At 60.4% G+C, this 16,874-nt stretch carries 17 protein-coding genes; 11 read left to right on the plus strand and 6 right to left on the minus strand.

Annotation, left to right across the window (positions count from 1 at the left end; all coding sequences use genetic code 11):
- Nucleotides 1-106 precede the first annotated feature (106 nt).
- The 3 genes from dgcA to ACYZUM_RS24110 form a co-directional block, all read right to left on the minus strand.
- Nucleotides 107-2,167, minus strand: a complete 2,061-nt coding sequence (gene dgcA, locus ACYZUM_RS24100) for a dimethylglycine demethylation protein DgcA (protein ID WP_047297072.1) — start codon at nt 2,165-2,167, stop codon at nt 107-109.
- 15 nt (nt 2,168-2,182) lie between these two features.
- Nucleotides 2,183-2,713 carry a DUF5943 domain-containing protein gene (locus ACYZUM_RS24105; protein ID WP_007926354.1) on the minus strand — a complete coding sequence of 177 codons (531 nt, stop codon included), beginning with the start codon at nt 2,711-2,713 and terminating at the stop codon, nt 2,183-2,185.
- Between the two features lie 78 nt (nt 2,714-2,791).
- The gene (locus tag ACYZUM_RS24110; RefSeq protein ID WP_007962626.1) at nt 2,792-3,769 is read right to left on the minus strand and encodes a dipeptidase; all 978 of its coding nucleotides are present in this window, start codon (nt 3,767-3,769) and stop codon (nt 2,792-2,794) included.
- Nucleotides 3,770-4,003: 234 nt separating this feature from the next.
- Between ACYZUM_RS24110 and ACYZUM_RS24115 the strand changes: the two genes are divergently transcribed.
- The 4 genes from ACYZUM_RS24115 to ACYZUM_RS24130 all read left to right on the plus strand — a co-directional run bounded on the left by ACYZUM_RS24115 (nt 4,004) and on the right by ACYZUM_RS24130 (nt 5,625).
- Nucleotides 4,004-4,405: a lysozyme inhibitor LprI family protein gene (locus ACYZUM_RS24115; protein WP_098968461.1), complete on the plus strand. Its 402-nt coding sequence runs from the start codon at nt 4,004-4,006 to the stop codon at nt 4,403-4,405.
- Between the two features lie 213 nt (nt 4,406-4,618).
- Nucleotides 4,619-4,873, plus strand: a complete 255-nt coding sequence (locus ACYZUM_RS24120; protein WP_041063346.1) for a type II toxin-antitoxin system RelE family toxin — start codon at nt 4,619-4,621, stop codon at nt 4,871-4,873.
- Nucleotides 4,857-5,180 (plus strand): helix-turn-helix domain-containing protein, encoded by a 324-nt coding sequence (locus ACYZUM_RS24125; RefSeq protein WP_041063348.1) that lies wholly within the window; start codon nt 4,857-4,859, stop codon nt 5,178-5,180. Before ACYZUM_RS24120 ends, ACYZUM_RS24125 begins: the two co-directional genes overlap by 17 nt.
- Before the next feature lie 28 nt (nt 5,181-5,208).
- Nucleotides 5,209-5,625 carry a DUF3010 family protein gene (locus ACYZUM_RS24130; protein WP_095668139.1) on the plus strand — a complete coding sequence of 139 codons (417 nt, stop codon included), beginning with the start codon at nt 5,209-5,211 and terminating at the stop codon, nt 5,623-5,625.
- An 84-nt stretch (nt 5,626-5,709) separates the two neighbouring features.
- Here the strand turns inward: ACYZUM_RS24130 and ACYZUM_RS24135 are convergent, their stop codons facing one another.
- Nucleotides 5,710-6,654, minus strand: coding sequence for a GlxA family transcriptional regulator (locus tag ACYZUM_RS24135; RefSeq protein ID WP_095121415.1), 945 nt, complete (start codon nt 6,652-6,654; stop codon nt 5,710-5,712).
- A gap of 192 nt (nt 6,655-6,846) precedes the next feature.
- Here ACYZUM_RS24135 and ACYZUM_RS24140 point away from each other — a divergent pair, with 192 nt between their 5' ends.
- From ACYZUM_RS24140 to ACYZUM_RS24165, 6 genes are all read left to right on the plus strand, one after another.
- Nucleotides 6,847-7,791, plus strand: coding sequence for a choline ABC transporter substrate-binding protein (locus ACYZUM_RS24140; RefSeq protein ID WP_047297076.1), 945 nt, complete (start codon nt 6,847-6,849; stop codon nt 7,789-7,791).
- Nucleotides 7,792-7,866: 75 nt separating this feature from the next.
- Entirely contained in the window at nt 7,867-8,754 is an 888-nt protein-coding gene (cdhC, locus tag ACYZUM_RS24145) for a 3-dehydrocarnitine:acetyl-CoA trimethylamine transferase CdhC (RefSeq protein WP_007962632.1), read from the plus strand.
- A gap of 156 nt (nt 8,755-8,910) precedes the next feature.
- Nucleotides 8,911-9,876, plus strand: a complete 966-nt coding sequence (locus ACYZUM_RS24150; RefSeq protein WP_108184035.1) for an L-carnitine dehydrogenase — start codon at nt 8,911-8,913, stop codon at nt 9,874-9,876.
- Nucleotides 9,877-10,000: 124 nt separating this feature from the next.
- Nucleotides 10,001-10,477, plus strand: a complete 477-nt coding sequence (locus ACYZUM_RS24155) for a thioesterase family protein (RefSeq protein WP_086793591.1) — start codon at nt 10,001-10,003, stop codon at nt 10,475-10,477.
- A gap of 22 nt (nt 10,478-10,499) precedes the next feature.
- A complete protein-coding gene (locus ACYZUM_RS24160; RefSeq protein WP_108184037.1) occupies nt 10,500-11,663 on the plus strand; it encodes a gamma-butyrobetaine dioxygenase in 1,164 nt (387 codons plus the stop codon).
- Nucleotides 11,664-12,014: 351 nt separating this feature from the next.
- Nucleotides 12,015-12,278, plus strand: coding sequence for a hypothetical protein (locus tag ACYZUM_RS24165; RefSeq protein WP_007962640.1), 264 nt, complete (start codon nt 12,015-12,017; stop codon nt 12,276-12,278).
- Between the two features lie 89 nt (nt 12,279-12,367).
- Here the strand turns inward: ACYZUM_RS24165 and gbdR are convergent, their stop codons facing one another.
- Entirely contained in the window at nt 12,368-13,471 is a 1,104-nt protein-coding gene (gene gbdR / locus ACYZUM_RS24170) for a choline metabolism transcriptional regulator GbdR (protein ID WP_007949927.1), read from the minus strand.
- A 601-nt stretch (nt 13,472-14,072) separates the two neighbouring features.
- The gene (locus tag ACYZUM_RS24175) at nt 14,073-15,449 is read right to left on the minus strand and encodes an L-serine ammonia-lyase (RefSeq protein ID WP_108184039.1); all 1,377 of its coding nucleotides are present in this window, start codon (nt 15,447-15,449) and stop codon (nt 14,073-14,075) included.
- A gap of 436 nt (nt 15,450-15,885) precedes the next feature.
- Between ACYZUM_RS24175 and ACYZUM_RS24180 the strand changes: the two genes are divergently transcribed.
- Nucleotides 15,886-16,833, plus strand: a complete 948-nt coding sequence (locus ACYZUM_RS24180) for a choline ABC transporter substrate-binding protein (protein WP_041063381.1) — start codon at nt 15,886-15,888, stop codon at nt 16,831-16,833.
- The last annotated feature ends 41 nt before the right edge of the window (nt 16,834-16,874 follow it).

Consider the following 16,874-nt stretch of genomic DNA (forward strand, 5'->3'; position numbering starts at 1 on the left):
TTTGCGTAGGAGCTGCCGCAGGCTGCGATCTTTTGATCTTGCTTTGAACAACAAAAGTCAAAAGATCGCAGCCTTCGGCAGCTCCTACAGGGTTGTGTGCAAGCCGTCAGAAGTCTTTGCAGAGCCGCAGGGCGTCATAGATCGCAGCATGGGTATTACGCTGCGCCACGCAGTCGCCGATGCGGAACAGCAAGTAGCCGTCACCGGTGCTGCTCAGCGAAGGTTGTGGCTGGATCGCGAACAACGCTTCGACGTCGATCTGGCCCTTGTTGCGCGAACCCTCTTTGAGCGCGTAGTAGATTTCCTCGTCCGGACGCACGCCGTTTTCCACCACCACCTGATCGACCACCCGCTCCTCTTTGGCGCCGGTGTATTCGTTCTCCAGCACCGCCACCAACTTGTCGCCTTCGCGGTAGACCTTTTCCAGCATCATGTCGCCGGTCATGATCACTTCTTTCGGGTACATGCTGCGGTAGTAGGTCGGGAACGACGTACCGCCGATGGCCACGCCCGGTTTGATGTCGTCGGTGACGATCTCGACCTGGCTGCCCTTGTCGGCGAGGAAGTCGGCGACCGACATCCCGGTGAACTCGCAAATGGTGTCGTAGACCAGCACGTTCTTGCCCGGCGCGACCTTGCCGTCGAGCACGTCCCAGCTGCTGACGACCAGCCCTTCAGCGGCGCCCCAGTGTTCGTTCTGTTCCAGGTACGGGTGACCGCCGACCGCCAGCACCACGATGTCCGGACGCAGGTCCATGATGGTGTCGGCATCCGCCGCCGTGCCCAGACGCAGGTCGACTTTCAATCGCGCCAGTTCCAGTTGGAACCAGCGGGTGATCCCGGCGATCTGGTCACGCTGCGGCGCTTTCGACGCCGTGGTGATCTGCCCGCCGATGAATTCTTTCTTCTCGAACAGGGTCACGTCGTGGCCACGTTCGGCCGCCACACGCGCAGCTTCCATCCCGGCTGGGCCGGCACCGACGATCACCACCTTGCGTTTCGGCCCGGTGGACTTCTCGATGATGTGCGGCACGCCCATGTATTCACGGGACGTCGCGGCGTTCTGGATGCACAGCACGTCCAGACCCTGGTACTGACGGTCGATGCAGTAGTTGGCGCCGACACACTGTTTGATCTGGTCGACCTGGCCCATCTTGATCTTGGCGATCAGGTGCGGGTCGGCGATGTGCGCGCGGGTCATGCCGACCATGTCGACGTAACCGCCTTCAAGGATGCGCGTGGCCTGGTTCGGGTCCTTGATGTTCTGCGCATGCAGCACTGGAACCTTGACCACTTCCTTGATTCCGGCCGCCAGGTGCAGGAACGGCTCCGGCGGATAGCTCATGTTCGGAATCACGTTGGCCAGGGTGTTGTGGGTGTCGCAACCCGAGCCGACGACGCCGATGAAATCGAGCATGCCGGTATCGTCGTAATACTTGGCGATCTGCTTCATGTCTTCGTGGGACAGACCGTCCGGGTGGAACTCGTCACCGCAGATGCGCATGCCGACGCAGAAATCGTCACCGACTTCGGCGCGCACGGCTTTCAACACTTCCAGACCGAACTTCATCCGGCCTTCGAAGCTGCCACCCCATTCATCGGTACGCTTGTTGACGCGCGGGCTCCAGAACTGGTCGATCATGTGCTGGTGCACGGCCGACAGCTCGACGCCGTCCAGGCCACCGGCCTTGGCGCGGCGCGCGGCTTGCGCGTAGTTGCCGATCACCCGCCAGATTTCTTCCGGCTCAATGGTCTTGCAGGTCGCACGGTGCACCGGTTCACGGATGCCCGACGGCGACATCAGGGTCGGCCAGTGAAAACCGTCCCAACGTGAGCGTCGGCCCATGTGGGTAATCTGGATCATGATCTTGGCGCCGTGCTTGTGCATGGCGTCGGCCAGATTCTGGAAGTGCGGAATGATCCGGTCGGTGGACAGGTTCACCGAACTCCACCATTGCTGCGGGCTGTCGATGGCGACCACCGACGAACCGCCGCAGATCGCCAGGCCAATGCCGCCCTTGGCTTTCTCTTCGTAGTATTTGACGTAGCGCTCGGTGGTCATGCCACCGTCAGTCGCGTAGACCTCGGCGTGCGCGGTGCTGAGCACGCGGTTGCGGATGGTCAGTTTGCCAATTTGAATTGGCTGGAACATTGCTTCGAAAGCCATGGCGGGTTCCTCGACTTACAACGGCTTGACGGTGAACAGGCCGTCGTCGTGGCCTTCTTCGGAGCCACCGTAGACTTGCTCGGCAACCGTACGAATCTTGCTGCCGCGTGCGGCGAGGATCTGATCCATGGCGCCGGCAAACCAGCCGGTGAACATGTAGTCGACCTTGCGCCCGACCTTGCCGTACACGTAGACGAACGCCGAGTGTTCGAGCTTGACGCTGGCGGTGCCTTTGTCGAGGTCGATGTCCTGAATCTTGAACAGGCCCCAGCCGCGTTGCGACAGACGCTTCATGTAGTGCTCGAACACCGCGACGCCTTCCAGGCCGTGGCATTCAGCTTCTTTTTCGCACCAGTGCCAGGCGGACTTGTAGCCGGCCTTGTAGAGGATCTCGGCATAGGCGTCGGCGCCCAGCACTTCCTCGATGCCCATGTGGTTATTGACGAAAAAGTGGCGTGGCACGTAGAGCATCGGCAGGGCGTCGGAGGTCCAGACACCGGTTTCACTGTCGACTTCGATTGGCAATTGCGGGGCGATCTTGGCCATGGAAACTTAACTCCAGAAAATTCGGTTTGTTGCCCCCGGCACGGACGGCCGGGGGAAAGGATTCAGAAGTGCGGCGGCTTATTCGCCCCAGACGTCCTTCAAGACGTTCACCCAGTTTTCGCCCATGATCTTGCGTACCACACGCTCGGAGTGGCCGCGCTTGAGCAGGGTTTCGGTCAGGTTCGGGAACTCGCCGACAGTGCGGATGCCCAGCGGGTTGATGATCTTGCCGAAGCTGGTCAGACGACGGGCGTAGCCCTTGTCGTGGGTCAGGTATTCGAAGAAGTCCTGGCCGTGACCCTGGGTGAAGTCGGTGCCGATGCCGATGGCGTCTTCGCCGACGATGTTCATGGTGTATTCGATGGCCTCGGCGTAATCGTCGATGGTCGAATCGATGCCCTTGGCGAGGAACGGCGCAAACATGGTCACGCCGACAAAACCGCCGTGGTCAGCGATGAACTTCAGTTCAGCATCGGACTTGTTGCGCGGGTGCTCTTTCAGACCCGACGGCAGGCAGTGGGAATAGCAGACCGGTTTTTTCGATTCGAGGATGACTTCCTCGGACGTCTTGGAACCGACGTGGGACAGGTCGCACATGACACCAACGCGGTTCATTTCGGCGACGATTTCGCGGCCGAAGCCCGACAGGCCGCCGTCACGCTCGTAGCAACCGGTGCCGACCAGGTTCTGGGTGTTGTAGCACATCTGCACAATGCCGACGCCGAGCTGCTTGAACACCTCGACATAGCCGATCTGGTCTTCGAACGCGTGGGCATTCTGGAAGCCGAAGAGGATGCCGGTCTTGCCCTGCTCCTTGGCGCGACGGATGTCGGCGGTGGTGCGCACCGGCATTACCAGATCGCTGTTTTCGCGGATCAGCTTCTGGCTGGCGGCGATATTGTTCACAGTCGCCTGAAAGCCTTCCCACACCGACACGGTGCAGTTGGCCGCCGTCAGACCGCCCTTGCGCATGTCTTCGAACAGCTCGCGGTTCCATTTGGCAATGATCAGACCGTCGATAACGATGCTGTCGGCGTGTAATTCGGCTGGGCTCATCAGGCGTCCCCTTATTGGCGATTCATGCGCCGAATCGTCTGCCGGCGCTTTGGGGCCAGCATATGCCTCGGTGCCGGGGCGACCGGGTGCAAAAACGACAGGGGAATTGCCGAAAGCGTCAATCCGCGACAAAGGGTCGCCAGGCGCTCCGATCAGCTACCTGTTCAAGCCCGCCAGCTTGAGCCAGAATCTGGCGCATCTTGGATACACCACTGGATTAGAGCGGCGACAACCATGAAATCGATCTTCCTGGCTTTGGCACTGATTGCGACCGGCGTACACGCCGCCGAAGAGACCGACAACAACCCGTGCGACGCGGTGGAAAACGACGTCCAGACCCTGGAATGCTCGACCTACAGCCGCAGCACCGCCGAAGACCTGCTCAAGGACAACTACGCCAGCCTCAACGAACGCATGCAGGCCACCTACGGCAAAAACGCCGCGCAACTGGCCGACATCACCGCCAAACTGAAAACCGCCCAGCAACAATGGCTGAAAACCCGCGACGCCGATTGCGCCGTGGAAGCCTTCCCCGCCACTGAAGGCAGCAAGGCATTCAAGATTGCGCAGAATGACTGTGTGGCGCGGATGAGTGACGAACGGTCCGAGTTTTTGGAGTCGATTGGGCAGGAGTGATCCTGAATGTTCCGCTGAAAGCTGGAACTGCCTCCGGCTTTCAACCCCACACCTCCTCTCTTCCTACAAGGCACTTCGACATCGCCTACACAAATTGCTTGAATGCCTGCAACCAAGGGCCTTTTACGCAACATGCGGTCAACGGTTGTTGATTGGCCATCGGAAAAATATAAGCAAAGATTCGCGAATCTTATAAAAGACTTATATTCTTCCATGAACAGCATCCACTGGACACGAAAGGCCGTTAAGCAACTCTTGAAATTGCACACCGCACATCAGGGGCAGGTTCGCGATGCCGTTACGGCACTTTCCGAAATGCCTGACGTTGGCAATGTCAAAGCACTAATTGGCCATGACTACGCCTACCGCCTGCGCGTCGGCAATTATCGGGTCATGTTCGACTGGGATGGCGCAATCAAAGTGGTCAGTATTCAAGAGGTCAAAAAACGCGATGAACGCACCTACTGACATCCAAATCATCAACGATGCCGAGGGCAACCCGGCCTTCGTAGTCATTCCCTACGCTCAATACGTCGCGCAGAAAATGCAGCCCGATCTGATCCCGCATGAGGTGGTCAGTCGAATGGTCGACGGGGCGACACCGATCCGTGCCTGGCGCGAACACCTGAACCTGACTCAGGAAGAAGTGGCGAAACGTCTGGGAATTTCCCAGCCGGCGTTCGCTCAACAGGAAACAGTAGCGAAGCCACGCAAGGCAACCCGCGAGAAAATCGCAGCGGCGTTCGGCATCACCGCCAATCAGCTTGAGTTGTAGGCTGCCCTCTTCATTCAAAGGAATTCCCATGAACATCTGCGGCATCGAAATCAAAGGCAGCGAAGCGATCATCGCCGTGGCCTCCCTTGACGGTTCGGCCTTGAGCCACGTTGCACTGAGCACCAAGAAAATCGCCCTCGACGATGATGACGAGGCGGCCAACGTCAAACGCTTCGCGGCGCAGGTGGCGTCGTTTGTACGCGAGCATTCGATTGACCGGATTGCGATCAAGAAGCGCAGCAAGAAGGGTGAGTTTGCCGGTGGGCCGACGACATTCAAGATCGAGGGAGTGTTTCAGTTGCTGGAGGGGTGTGAGGTGACGCTTTTATCGCCGCAGACGATCAATGCGCAGGCCAAGAAGCATAACTTTGAGCTGCCGGGGACGCTGAACAAGTATCAACATGAGGCTTATAAAGCGGCGTGTTCGGCGTTGGTGAAGAAGTAAGATCAAAGGATCGCAGCCTTCGGCAGCTCCTACAGGGAAATGCATTCCAATGTAGGAGCTGCCGAAGGCTGCGATCTTTTGATTTTAGGCCTGAGCGGTACGCCGGTCTTCGCGGGGGCAGCGGGCGAACCTCGCTCGATAACTGCGGGTGAAATACGACGGCGATTCAAACCCGCAGGCGATGCTGACCTCCAGCACGCTCATATCGGTCTGGCGCAGCAACTGCCGGGCCTTTTCCAATCGCAGGCGAAGATAGAAATTGCTCGGTGTGTCGTTCAGATGCAGCCGAAACAAGCGCTCCAGCTGCCGCCGCGTGACCTTGATCGATTCCGCCAGTTGCAGCGTGGTCAGCGGTGGTTCGCTGTGTTGTTCCATCTCGCCAATCACCTGCACCAGCTTCTTGTTGCTGATGCCGTAACGCGTGGCGACTTCCATGCGCTGGTGGTCCTTGCGTGGGCGGATCCGCCCCAGCACGAACTGCTCGCTGACCTGGATTGCCAGTTGCGGGCCGTGGGCCTGGGCGATCAAGTCGAGCATCAAGTCGATAGACGCGGTGCCGCCCGCGGAGGTGATGCGCCGCCGGTCGATCTCGAACAGCTCCTGGGTCACGCTGAGCTGTGGATAAGATTCCTTGAACGCATCGATGGCTTCCCAGTGCAGAGTCAGGCGATGGCCGTCGAGCAGGCCGGCTTCAGCGAGAACGAAACTGCCGGTATCGATGGCGCCGAGGGTCACGCCTTCGTTGTCCAGCCGGCGCAGCCAGTGTTCAAGAGTCGGCGTGGCGAACTTCAGCGGTTCGAACCCGGCCACCACCAGCAGCGTCGCGCCTTTCTTCAACGGCTCCAGCGCCGCGTCGGCGTTGACCGACATGCCATTGCTCGCCAGCACCGCCCCGCCATCGGCGCTGAGCACGTGCCAGCGGTACAACTCGCCGCGAAAGCGGTTGGCCACCCGCAGCGGTTCGATCGCCGAGATGAAACCGATGGCGGAAAAACCCGGCATCAGCAGAAAGTAGAAATCCTGGGACATGTGCGCACTCGGTTAGCGGGTAGCGTGGATCGTTGATACGCCGATTGTCGTCAGCGTTCAAGCGCACAGGTCGCTACAGTGCAAGAGCCAGTCGCCGCAGTGCGTTTTTACGGGGGCATTGCTGCGTAACTTGGCATCACCGGCGCATCAGACGCCGGGAACCACAATAAACGACCTGCCGAGGAACCCGACATGAAACGACTGATCAGCAGCTGTGTTCTTGCACTCAGCGGTACCGCTTTCTTGAGCGCCAGCGTCATGGCGGCCGAACCTGCGTCGTGCCAGAACGTGCGCATGGGCGTCGTGAACTGGACTGACGTGATCGCCACCAGTGCCATGACCCAAGTGCTGCTCGACGGCCTCGGCTACAGCACCAAACAAACCAGCGCGTCCCAGCAGATCATCTTCGCCGGGATTCGCGATCAGCGGCTGGATCTGTTCCTCGGCTACTGGAACCCGCTGATGACCCAGACCATCACCCCGTTCGTCGACGCCAACCAGGTCAAGGTCCTGCCGGCGCCAAGCCTGAAGGACGCCCGCGCGACCCTCGCCGTGCCGACTTATCTGGCGGACAAGGGCCTGAAAACCTTCGCCGACATCGCCAAATTCGAGAAAGAACTGGGCGGCAAGATCTACGGCATCGAGCCGGGCTCGGGCGCCAATACGCAGATCAAGGCAATGATCGCCAAGAACCAGTTCGGCCTCGGCAAATTCCAGCTGGTCGAATCCAGCGAAGCCGGGATGCTCGCCGCCGTGGACCGCGCCGTACGCCGCAAGGAAGCCGTGGTGTTCTTCGGCTGGGCGCCGCACCCGATGAACGTGAACGTCAAGATGACTTACCTGACCGGCAGCGAGGACGCCCTCGGTCCGAACGAAGGCATGGCCACGGTATGGACGGTCACCGCGCCGAAATACGCCGAGCAGTGCCCGAACATCGGTCGCCTGCTGAGCAACCTGACATTCACAGCCGAAGACGAGAGCCGGATGATGCAGCCGCTGCTCGATCACAAGGACGCGTTCGAATCGGCCAGGCAATGGCTCAAGGATCACCCCGAAGACAAGCAGCGCTGGCTGGAAGGTGTAACCACCTTCGATGGCAAACCGGCCGCTGAAAACCTGCAACTGACCAGCAAATAAATCACCGGAAATCAACGCTTCGCAGCCCCGAACAGGGCTGCGAACAGCCCCATTACGCCTGAAGGAAACCGCACCATGAACCACGACGTCATCATCACCTGCGCACTCACCGGTGCTGGCGACACGACCGCCAAGAGCCCGCACGTGCCGGTCACCCCGAAACAGATCGCCGCTGCCGCAGTAGAGGCGGCCAAGGCCGGCGCCACGGTGGTGCACTGCCATGTGCGCGACCCACAGACCGGCAAGTTCAGCCGTGACGTGGCGCTGTACCGCGAAGTAATGGAGCGCATCCGCGAGGCTGACGTCGACATCATCGTCAACCTCACCGCCGGCATGGGCGGTGACCTCGAAATCGGTGCTGGCGAGCACCCGATGGAGTTCGGCCCGAACACCGATCTGGTCGGCCCGCTGACCCGTCTGGCCCACGTTGAAGAACTGCTGCCGGAAATCTGCACCCTCGATTGCGGCACGCTGAACTTCGGCGACGGCGACACCATTTACGTCTCGACGCCGGCGCAACTGCGCGCCGGCGCCAAGCGCATCACCGAGCTGGGGGTGAAGGCCGAACTGGAAATTTTCGACACCGGCCACCTGTGGTTCGCCAAACAGATGATCAAGGAAGGCCTGCTCGACAACCCGCTGTTCCAGCTGTGCCTGGGCATCCCGTGGGGCGCTCCGGCCGACACCACCACCATGAAAGCCATGGTCGACAACCTGCCGGCGGACGCGGTGTGGGCCGGGTTCGGCATCGGCCGCATGCAGATGCCAATGGCCGCACAAGCGGTGCTGCTCGGCGGCAACGTGCGGGTCGGCCTGGAAGACAACCTGTGGCTGGACAAAGGCGTGCTGGCGACCAACGGCCAACTGGTCGAACGTGCCACCGAGATCCTCAGCCGCCTCGGTGCCCGGGTACTGACCCCGGCTGAAGGCCGCAAAAAGATGGGCCTGACCCAGCGCGGCTAAATCTCAGCCCCAAAAATGGGGCCCCGACTGCCCCCCAATTTCACCTGTAGGAGCTGCCGCAGGCTGCGATCTTTTGATCTTGCTTCAAACAATCAAAGTCAAAAGATCGCAGCCTTCGGCAGCTCCTACAGGAAACACCTTTTTCAGGGAGTTCCTATGAGTTTTATCACCGACATCAAAACCTTCGCCGCCCTCGGCAGCGGTGTCATCGGCAGCGGCTGGGTCGCGCGTGCCCTCGCCCACGGCCTCGACGTGGTGGCCTGGGACCCGGCGCCGGGTGCCGAAGCGGCGCTGCGCAAACGCGTGGCCAACGCCTGGGGCGCACTGGAGAAAAACGGTCTGGCGCCGGGTGCATCGCAGGATCGTCTGCGTTTTGTCGCGACCATCGAGGAATGCGTGCGCGATGCCGACTTCATCCAGGAAAGTGCTCCGGAACGCCTTGAGCTGAAACTGGAACTGCACAGCAAAATCAGCGCGGCGGCCAAACCCGATGCGCTGATCGGCTCCAGCACTTCCGGCCTGTTGCCGAGCGAGTTCTACGAGAGTTCGACCCACCCTGAACGCTGCGTGGTCGGCCACCCGTTCAATCCGGTTTACCTGCTGCCGCTGGTGGAGGTGGTCGGCGGCAAGCACACCGCGCCGGAAGCTGTGCAAGCGGCTATGAAGGTTTACGAGTTCCTCGGCATGCGCCCGCTGCATGTGCGCAAGGAAGTGCCGGGGTTCATTGCCGACCGTTTGCTCGAAGCGCTGTGGCGTGAGGCGCTGCACCTGGTCAACGACGGCGTGGCGACCACTGGCGAGATCGACGACGCGATCCGTTTTGGCGCCGGTCTGCGCTGGTCGTTCATGGGCACGTTCCTGACCTACACGCTGGCCGGTGGTGACGCGGGGATGCGTCACTTCATGTCGCAGTTCGGCCCGGCGTTGCAGTTGCCGTGGACGTATCTGCCGGCACCGGAGCTGACTGACAAGCTGATTGACGATGTGGTCGATGGCACCAGTGATCAGCTCGGCCGCCACAGCATTTCAGCGCTGGAGCGCTATCGTGATGACTGCCTGCTGGCGGTGCTGGAGGCGGTGAAAGCCACCAAGGAAAAGCACGGGATGAGTTTCAGCGAGTAATCCTTGCTCAGCAGTTCCGGCCCCTTCGCGAGCAGGCTCGCTCCCACAGGTCACTGCATTCAAGTGTGGGAGCGAGCCTGCTCGCGAAGACGGCAGTCCAGACACCCACAATGGAACAGACAGCATGCCCACCCTCACCACCTACCAAACCACCATCATCCCCGACTGGGTCGACTACAACGGCCATCTGCGCGACGCCTTCTACTTGCTGATCTTCAGCTACGCCACCGACGCCCTGATGGACCGTCTCGGCATGGACAGCAACAACCGCGAGGCCAGCGGCCACTCACTGTTTACTCTCGAACTGCACCTGAATTATCTGCACGAAGTGAAGCTCGACGCCGAGGTCGAAGTGCGCACGCAGATCATCGGTCACGACAGTAAACGCCTGCACCTCTATCACAGCCTGCACCTGGCCGGCGACGACAAGGAACTGGCCGGCAATGAGCAGATGCTGCTGCACGTCGACCTCGCCGGCCCGCGTTCGGCACCGTTCACCGCCGATACCCTGAGCCGTCTGCAAGCCATCGTCGCCGAGCAAGTCGATCTGCCCGCCCCGGCTTACATCGGCCGCGTCATCGCCCTGCCACCCGCCCGGTAATCCGCCCACGCTAGGAGCCAACATGAACACCGCTGCCGCTGTTGCCGATTTCCGCAGTTATCCGTTGATCAGCGCGCTGAGCGGCGTGCAGAACCTGACGGATCGCGTTTCGCTGGCCTGGGCTGATGGCCGTGTCAGCCCGTTTCACCATGTCTGGTTGCGGGACAACTGCCCGTGTGAACAGTGCGTCTATACCGTCACCCGCGAGCAGGTATTCGAGATCGTCGATGCCGCGCCGGATCTGGCTCCCGTCAACGCGCACATCGACAGCGACGGCTGTCTGCAGATCGACTGGCAGGACGGCCACCACAGTCGCTTCGATCCGGGCTGGCTGCGCGCCCACGCCTATGACGACGAGTCCCGCGCCGAACGTCTGGCGGCTAAACCTCAGCCCTATCTGTGGCGCAGCAATTTACAGCTACCGGCATTCGACTATTCAGCGCTGATGAACGACAACGGTGCGCTGCTGCAATGGTTGATCGCGGTACGCGACATCGGCCTGACCCAAGTGCGCGGCGTGCCCACCGAACCGGGTTCGCTGAAGCTGATCGCCCAGCGCATTTCGTTCATCCGCGAGAGCAACTTCGGCGTGCTGTTCAACGTGCAGTCCAAGGCCGATGCCGACAGCAACGCCTACACCGCTTTCAACCTGCCATTGCACACCGACTTGCCGACTCGCGAGCTGCAACCAGGGCTGCAATTTCTGCATTGCCTGGTGAATGACGCCGAAGGTGGCGAAAGTATTTTTGTCGACGGTTTCGCGATTGCCGACGCGTTGCGTCAGGAGGCACCGGAGTTGTTTCAGGCGCTGTGCGAAATCCCCGTGGAGTTTCGCAACAAGGACCGCCACAGCGACTATCGTTGCCTGGCGCCGATCATTGCGCTGGATGCGCTGGGCCGGGTGGCGGAGGTTCGCATGGCGAACTTTCTGCGCGGTGCATTTGATACATCGGTGGAGCAAATGCCGCTGCTGTACCGGGCCTATCGGCGCTTGATTGCGATGACCCGTGAGCCACGTTTTCGCCTGATGCAGCGACTCAATCCGGGTGAACTGTGGTGCTTCGATAATCGCCGCACGCTGCATGCGCGCAATGCGTTTGACCCGGCCACCGGGGCGCGGCATTTCCAGGGCTGCTACATCGATCGGGATGAGTTGTTGTCGCGGATTCTGGTGTTGCAACGCTAGACCGCTAAAAGCAAAAGATCGCAGCCTCCGGCAGCTCCTACAGGGGATCGCATTTCAACTGTAGGAGCTGCTGGAGGCTGCGATCTTTTGACTTTCATAAAATTAAAAAAAGCCCCGATACAAGCCGTGACAGGATCGGGGCAGAGGGTACTGTGAGGAGCTGCCAGTCGAGGGTGACCAAACCGTCTGTAGCGAGCTGAGGCCAGTGTGCCCACTCCCCTTGGCACTGAGTTAGCCGAAAACGACCTGTTCATAGCCGTCGCGGCCACTGCGACAAATCACCCTTGCCGTGCCTGCGCATGCCCACCAGAATCGAGCCACGACCTCCATTGCCGAAGAAGGAAGCGCGCCATGATGTATGCCGATTTGATCGATCAGGAAGACTTGTTGGGCCAGCTCAAGGCATTGGGGTTTCAGGTGCCGAGCGGCTCCACAGCGGAGCAGGCCTGCGAGTGTGCGGTGCGTGGTCTGGACAATGTTCGCGCGTTTGAATTGCGCAAGATGGTCAAGGACATGTACACCAGCGGCGCCAGTATCCAGCCTGCGGTGCGTCAGGCGATCGACAAACAGTTGTTGCCGGCATTGGCGGATTACCAGCAAAGCCATAGCGCCTGACAGAAGATCAAAAGATCGCAGCCTGCGGCAGCTCCTACAGTTGAAATGCGATCCCCTGTAGGAGCTGCCGCAGGCTGCGATCTTTTGCTTTACAGCCTTACGCTGGCAAACGTCGACTCATTGCGCGCCTGACTCAACGCCGACATCGGCCCCGACAGCGGCGACATCACGATGGCCTGCGGCAGCGGCAGCATCGCCACTTGCTGCGTGGTGTTGGAGCCTACGCGTTCGTCACGTGGCGGAATGCCGAAGTATTCGCGGTAGCATTTGGAGAAGTGCGGCGTCGACACGAAACCACACACCGAGGCCACTTCGATGATCGACATCGGCGTCTGCTTGAGCAGTTGCCGGGCGCGGATCAGGCGCAGCTTGAGGTAGTAACGCGACGGCGAGCAGTGCAGGTATTTCTGGAACAGCCGCTCCAGCTGTCGACGCGACACGGCGACGTACACCGCCAGTTCGTCGAGGTCGATCGGCTCTTCGAGGTTGGCCTCCATCAGCGCGACAATTTCCTGCAGCTTCGGCTGGTTGGTGCCGAGCATGTGCTTGAGCGGCACGCGCTGGTGATCCTGCTCGTTGCGGATGCGCTCGTAGACGAACATTTCCGAGATCGCGGCGGACAACTCGCGACCGTGATCGCGGCTGATCAGGTGCAGCATCATGTCCAATGGCGCGGTACCACCGGAACTTGTGAAACGGTTACGGTCGAGGGTGAACAGGCGAGTGCTCATCGCCACACGCGGGAAAGCTTCCTGCATCGCCGCCAGACATTCCCAGTGCACGCTGCAATCGAAACCGTCGAGCAGACCGGCGCAAGCCAAGGCCCAACTGCCGGTGCACACCGCGCCCAGCCGCTTGGACTGACGCGCCTGGCTCTGCAGCCATGACACGTGCTCGCGGGTCACGGTACGTTGAATACCGATCCCGCCGCAGACGATCACGGTGTCCAGGGGCGGGGCTTTGTGCATGGAGGCATCGGGGGTGATTTGCAGACCGTCACTGGCCCACACCTGGCCGCCATCGACGGTCAGGGTGCTCCAGCGATACAGCTCACGACCGGACAATTGGTTGGCCATGCGCAGGGGCTCGACTGCGGAGGCCAGAGAAATCAGCGTGAAATTGTCCAGCAGCAGAAAGCCGATGGATTGAGGCGCACGGTTCTGGGGTTGGGCCCCGGAGTTGAACGACGTCATCGCGGTATCTCCTCACACAAAGCGGGTGATGGCCTCAGGCGGAGGCTCTTGTTATTGCCGGCGTTCTCACGTGGGAGACGGGCTTTGTTATGACAGAGCAAATGCCATGCCTAAAATTGAATGGCCGTTCAATAACTCCTGAAAACGACGTCGCGACGTGTCTATTCAAGACGTCGGCCAACAGCTGTTTCGAAGTGCCATCAGCGGCAGTGAGCGCCCTGCCCCGCTGCCTGTGAGCAGATCGGTAGCACTTGTGGGAACTGGCCTGCGCGCAGTTTGTGGGGAGTGTCACCGCAGGCACGGGTGACGGACGGTAGGGAGTGCGAATGGCGCACTGCGAGTGGGAAAAGCTCTTATCTGATTGCGACGCGCTAAAAGGTGGCGTGATTTGATCAGCGTGTGCACTTGGTGAGCAGTTTTGACTGGTCTGGCGCTTCCAAATCAAACATAAATCCTGTGGCGAGGGGATTTATCCCCGATCGGCTGCGCAGCAGCCGTAAAACCATTCAGCGCGGTGTGTCAGGCAACACTCGATGGCAGGATTTGGGGCCGCTTCGCAGCCCATCGGGGATAAATCCCCTCGCCACAGGACATCTCGGTCTCAGCACTCAACCGCGCTAACGGCCAAACCACCGCGCGAAGTCTCTTTATATTTGTCATGCATATCGGCGCCGGTATCGCGCATGGTGCGGATCACCCGGTCCAGCGAGATGAAGTGCTGACCATCGCCGCGCAAGGCCATCTGCGCCGCGTTGATCGCTTTCACCGCCGCAATCGCATTGCGTTCGATGCACGGCACCTGCACCAGTCCACCGACCGGATCGCAGGTCAGGCCGAGGTTATGTTCCAGACCGATTTCCGCCGCGTTGCACAGTTGCTCCGGCGTCGCACCCAAAATCTCTGCCAGACCCGCTGCCGCCATCGCGCAGGCCGAACCCACTTCACCCTGGCAGCCGACTTCGGCACCGGAGATCGAGGCGTTCTTCTTGCACAGAATCCCCACCGCCGCCGCACCCAGAAAGTAGTCGACAACGTTGGCGTCGGTGACCGCTTCGCTGAACTTCATAAAGTAGTGCAACACCGCCGGAATGATCCCCGCCGCGCCATTGGTCGGCGCCGTGACCATACGCCCGCCCGCGGCGTTTTCTTCGTTGACCGCCAAGGCGAACAGGTTGACCCATTCCATCGCGCTCAACGTCGAACCGATCACGTTGGGCTTGTTCAATTCCTGCAGGTTGCGATGCAACTTCGCCGCACGCCGACGCACATTCAAACCACCGGGGAGGATGCCTTCGTGCTTGAGGCCCTGCTCGACGCAATCCTGCATCGCCCGCCACAGCCTCATCAGCCCGGCGCGGATTTCTTCTTCGCTGCGCCAGACCTTTTCGTTGGCCATCATCAATTCGGCGACGCGCAGATTGTTCTTTTGGCACAGCTGCAGCAGTTCCACCGCGCTGGAAAAGTCATAGGGCAATTCAGTGCGATCCAGATCGACCACACCGCTGGATGCCTGCGCCTGATCCACCACGAATCCGCCGCCGACCGAATAGTAGGTGTCGCGATGAATCTCGCCGTGATCGCCTTCGGCAATCAGGGTCATGGCGTTGGGGTGGAACGGCAGGTTCTCGTCGATCAGGCGCATGTCGCGCGCCCAGACAAACGGCACCGACAAACGGCCGTCCAGAAGAAGCGTGTGGGTTTCACGCAGGGCCTGGATTCGCGGGCCAATCTGCGACGGGTCGATTGCGTCCGGCCACTCGCCCATCAGGCCCATGATCACTGCGTTGTCGCTGCCGTGGCCGATACCGGTGGCCGACAGCGAACCGAACAGTTGCACTTCTATACGCCGCACCTGTTCGAGCAGGTGCCGGTCGCGCAGCGATTCGACAAACAGGGCCGCGGCGCGCATCGGGCCGACGGTGTGGGAACTGGACGGGCCGATGCCGATTTTGAACAGGTCGAAAACGCTGATAGCCATTGCTGCAGAGCTCCTGAGGATGCCGTTCCCGGGCGTTAAGCGCCCGCTGGCGGAGCTGCTACGCTCAAGCTGCGATCCGCCGGAATGCCCGCATCATCAGGCTTTTGTCAGGTCGCCCGGCGTCTGACACCGACGCACTCATGCCCACCAACGCCGTGCCGGTTTCCTCCCCTGTTTTCGCCGTTTTTATGCGGTTCAGATGGCCAAACGGGGCGGAAAAAAGCTGTAAACGACGTCACTGACACTGGATGCGACCATCCCTGTACTGGATACGACCCACCCTGTAGGCGTCAGATTTTCACTGGTACATGATCGTTATGACTCGATTGCAAGGCGCCGTGGTAGAGCTGTCTCCAGAACGCCATCCAACCGCAACCTATAAGTGCGGTGGTCCACAGTCGGAACACTGCCAAAAAAAACACCAAGGAGTCCATCCATGAAAGGTTCCCCGTCGTTGTTGTTGGCCGCCATGCTGAGTCTGCCGTTACTGGCTCACGCTGCAGAACCCGCTCAGTGCAGTACCGTGAACTTCTCCGATGTCGGCTGGACCGACATCACCGCTACCACCGCCACCACTTCGGTGGTGCTCGACGCCCTCGGCTACAAGACCAAGACCACCATGATCTCCGTGCCCGTGACCTACAAGTCGCTGGCCGACGGCAAGAACATGGACGTGTTCCTCGGTAACTGGATGCCGACCATGGAAAACGACATCAAGGCCTACCGCGATGCCGGCACCGTCGAAGTGGTGCGCACCAACCTCAAGGGTGCCAAGTACACCCTCGCCGTACCGCAAGCCCTGTACGACAAGGGTCTGCATGACTTCGCCGATATCGCCAAATTCAAGAAAGAGCTCGACGGCAAGATCTACGGCATCGAGCCCGGCAATGACGGTAACCGCCTGATCCAGAGCATGATCGACAAGAACGCTTTCGGCCTGAAGGACGCCGGTTTCAAAGTCGTCGAATCGTCCGAAGCGGGCATGCTCTCGCAGGTTGACCGCGCACAGAAACGCGACACCGCCGTGGTCTTCCTCGGCTGGGCGCCGCACCCGATGAACAAGCGCTTCAAGATTCAATACCTGACCGGCGGCGATGACTTCTTCGGCCCCGATTTCGGTGCTGCGACCGTGGCGACCAACACCCGCAAGGGTTACACCACTGAATGCAGCAACGTCGGTCAGTTGCTGAAGAACCTGGAGTTCACCGTCGACATGGAAAGTACCCTGATGGGCAACATCCTCGACGACAAGATGAAGCCTGAAGCGGCCGCCAAGGCCTGGCTGAAAAAGAACCCACAGGTGCTCGATACCTGGCTCGCTGGCGTGACCACCATTGACGGTAAACCTGGCCTGGAAGCCGTGAAAGCCAAGCTCGCACAGTAATTGCCTTACGCCGGGCGAGTTCGCTCGCCCGGGCTGTTTAT

Source organism: Pseudomonas sp. m6p, from assembly GCF_055760375.1.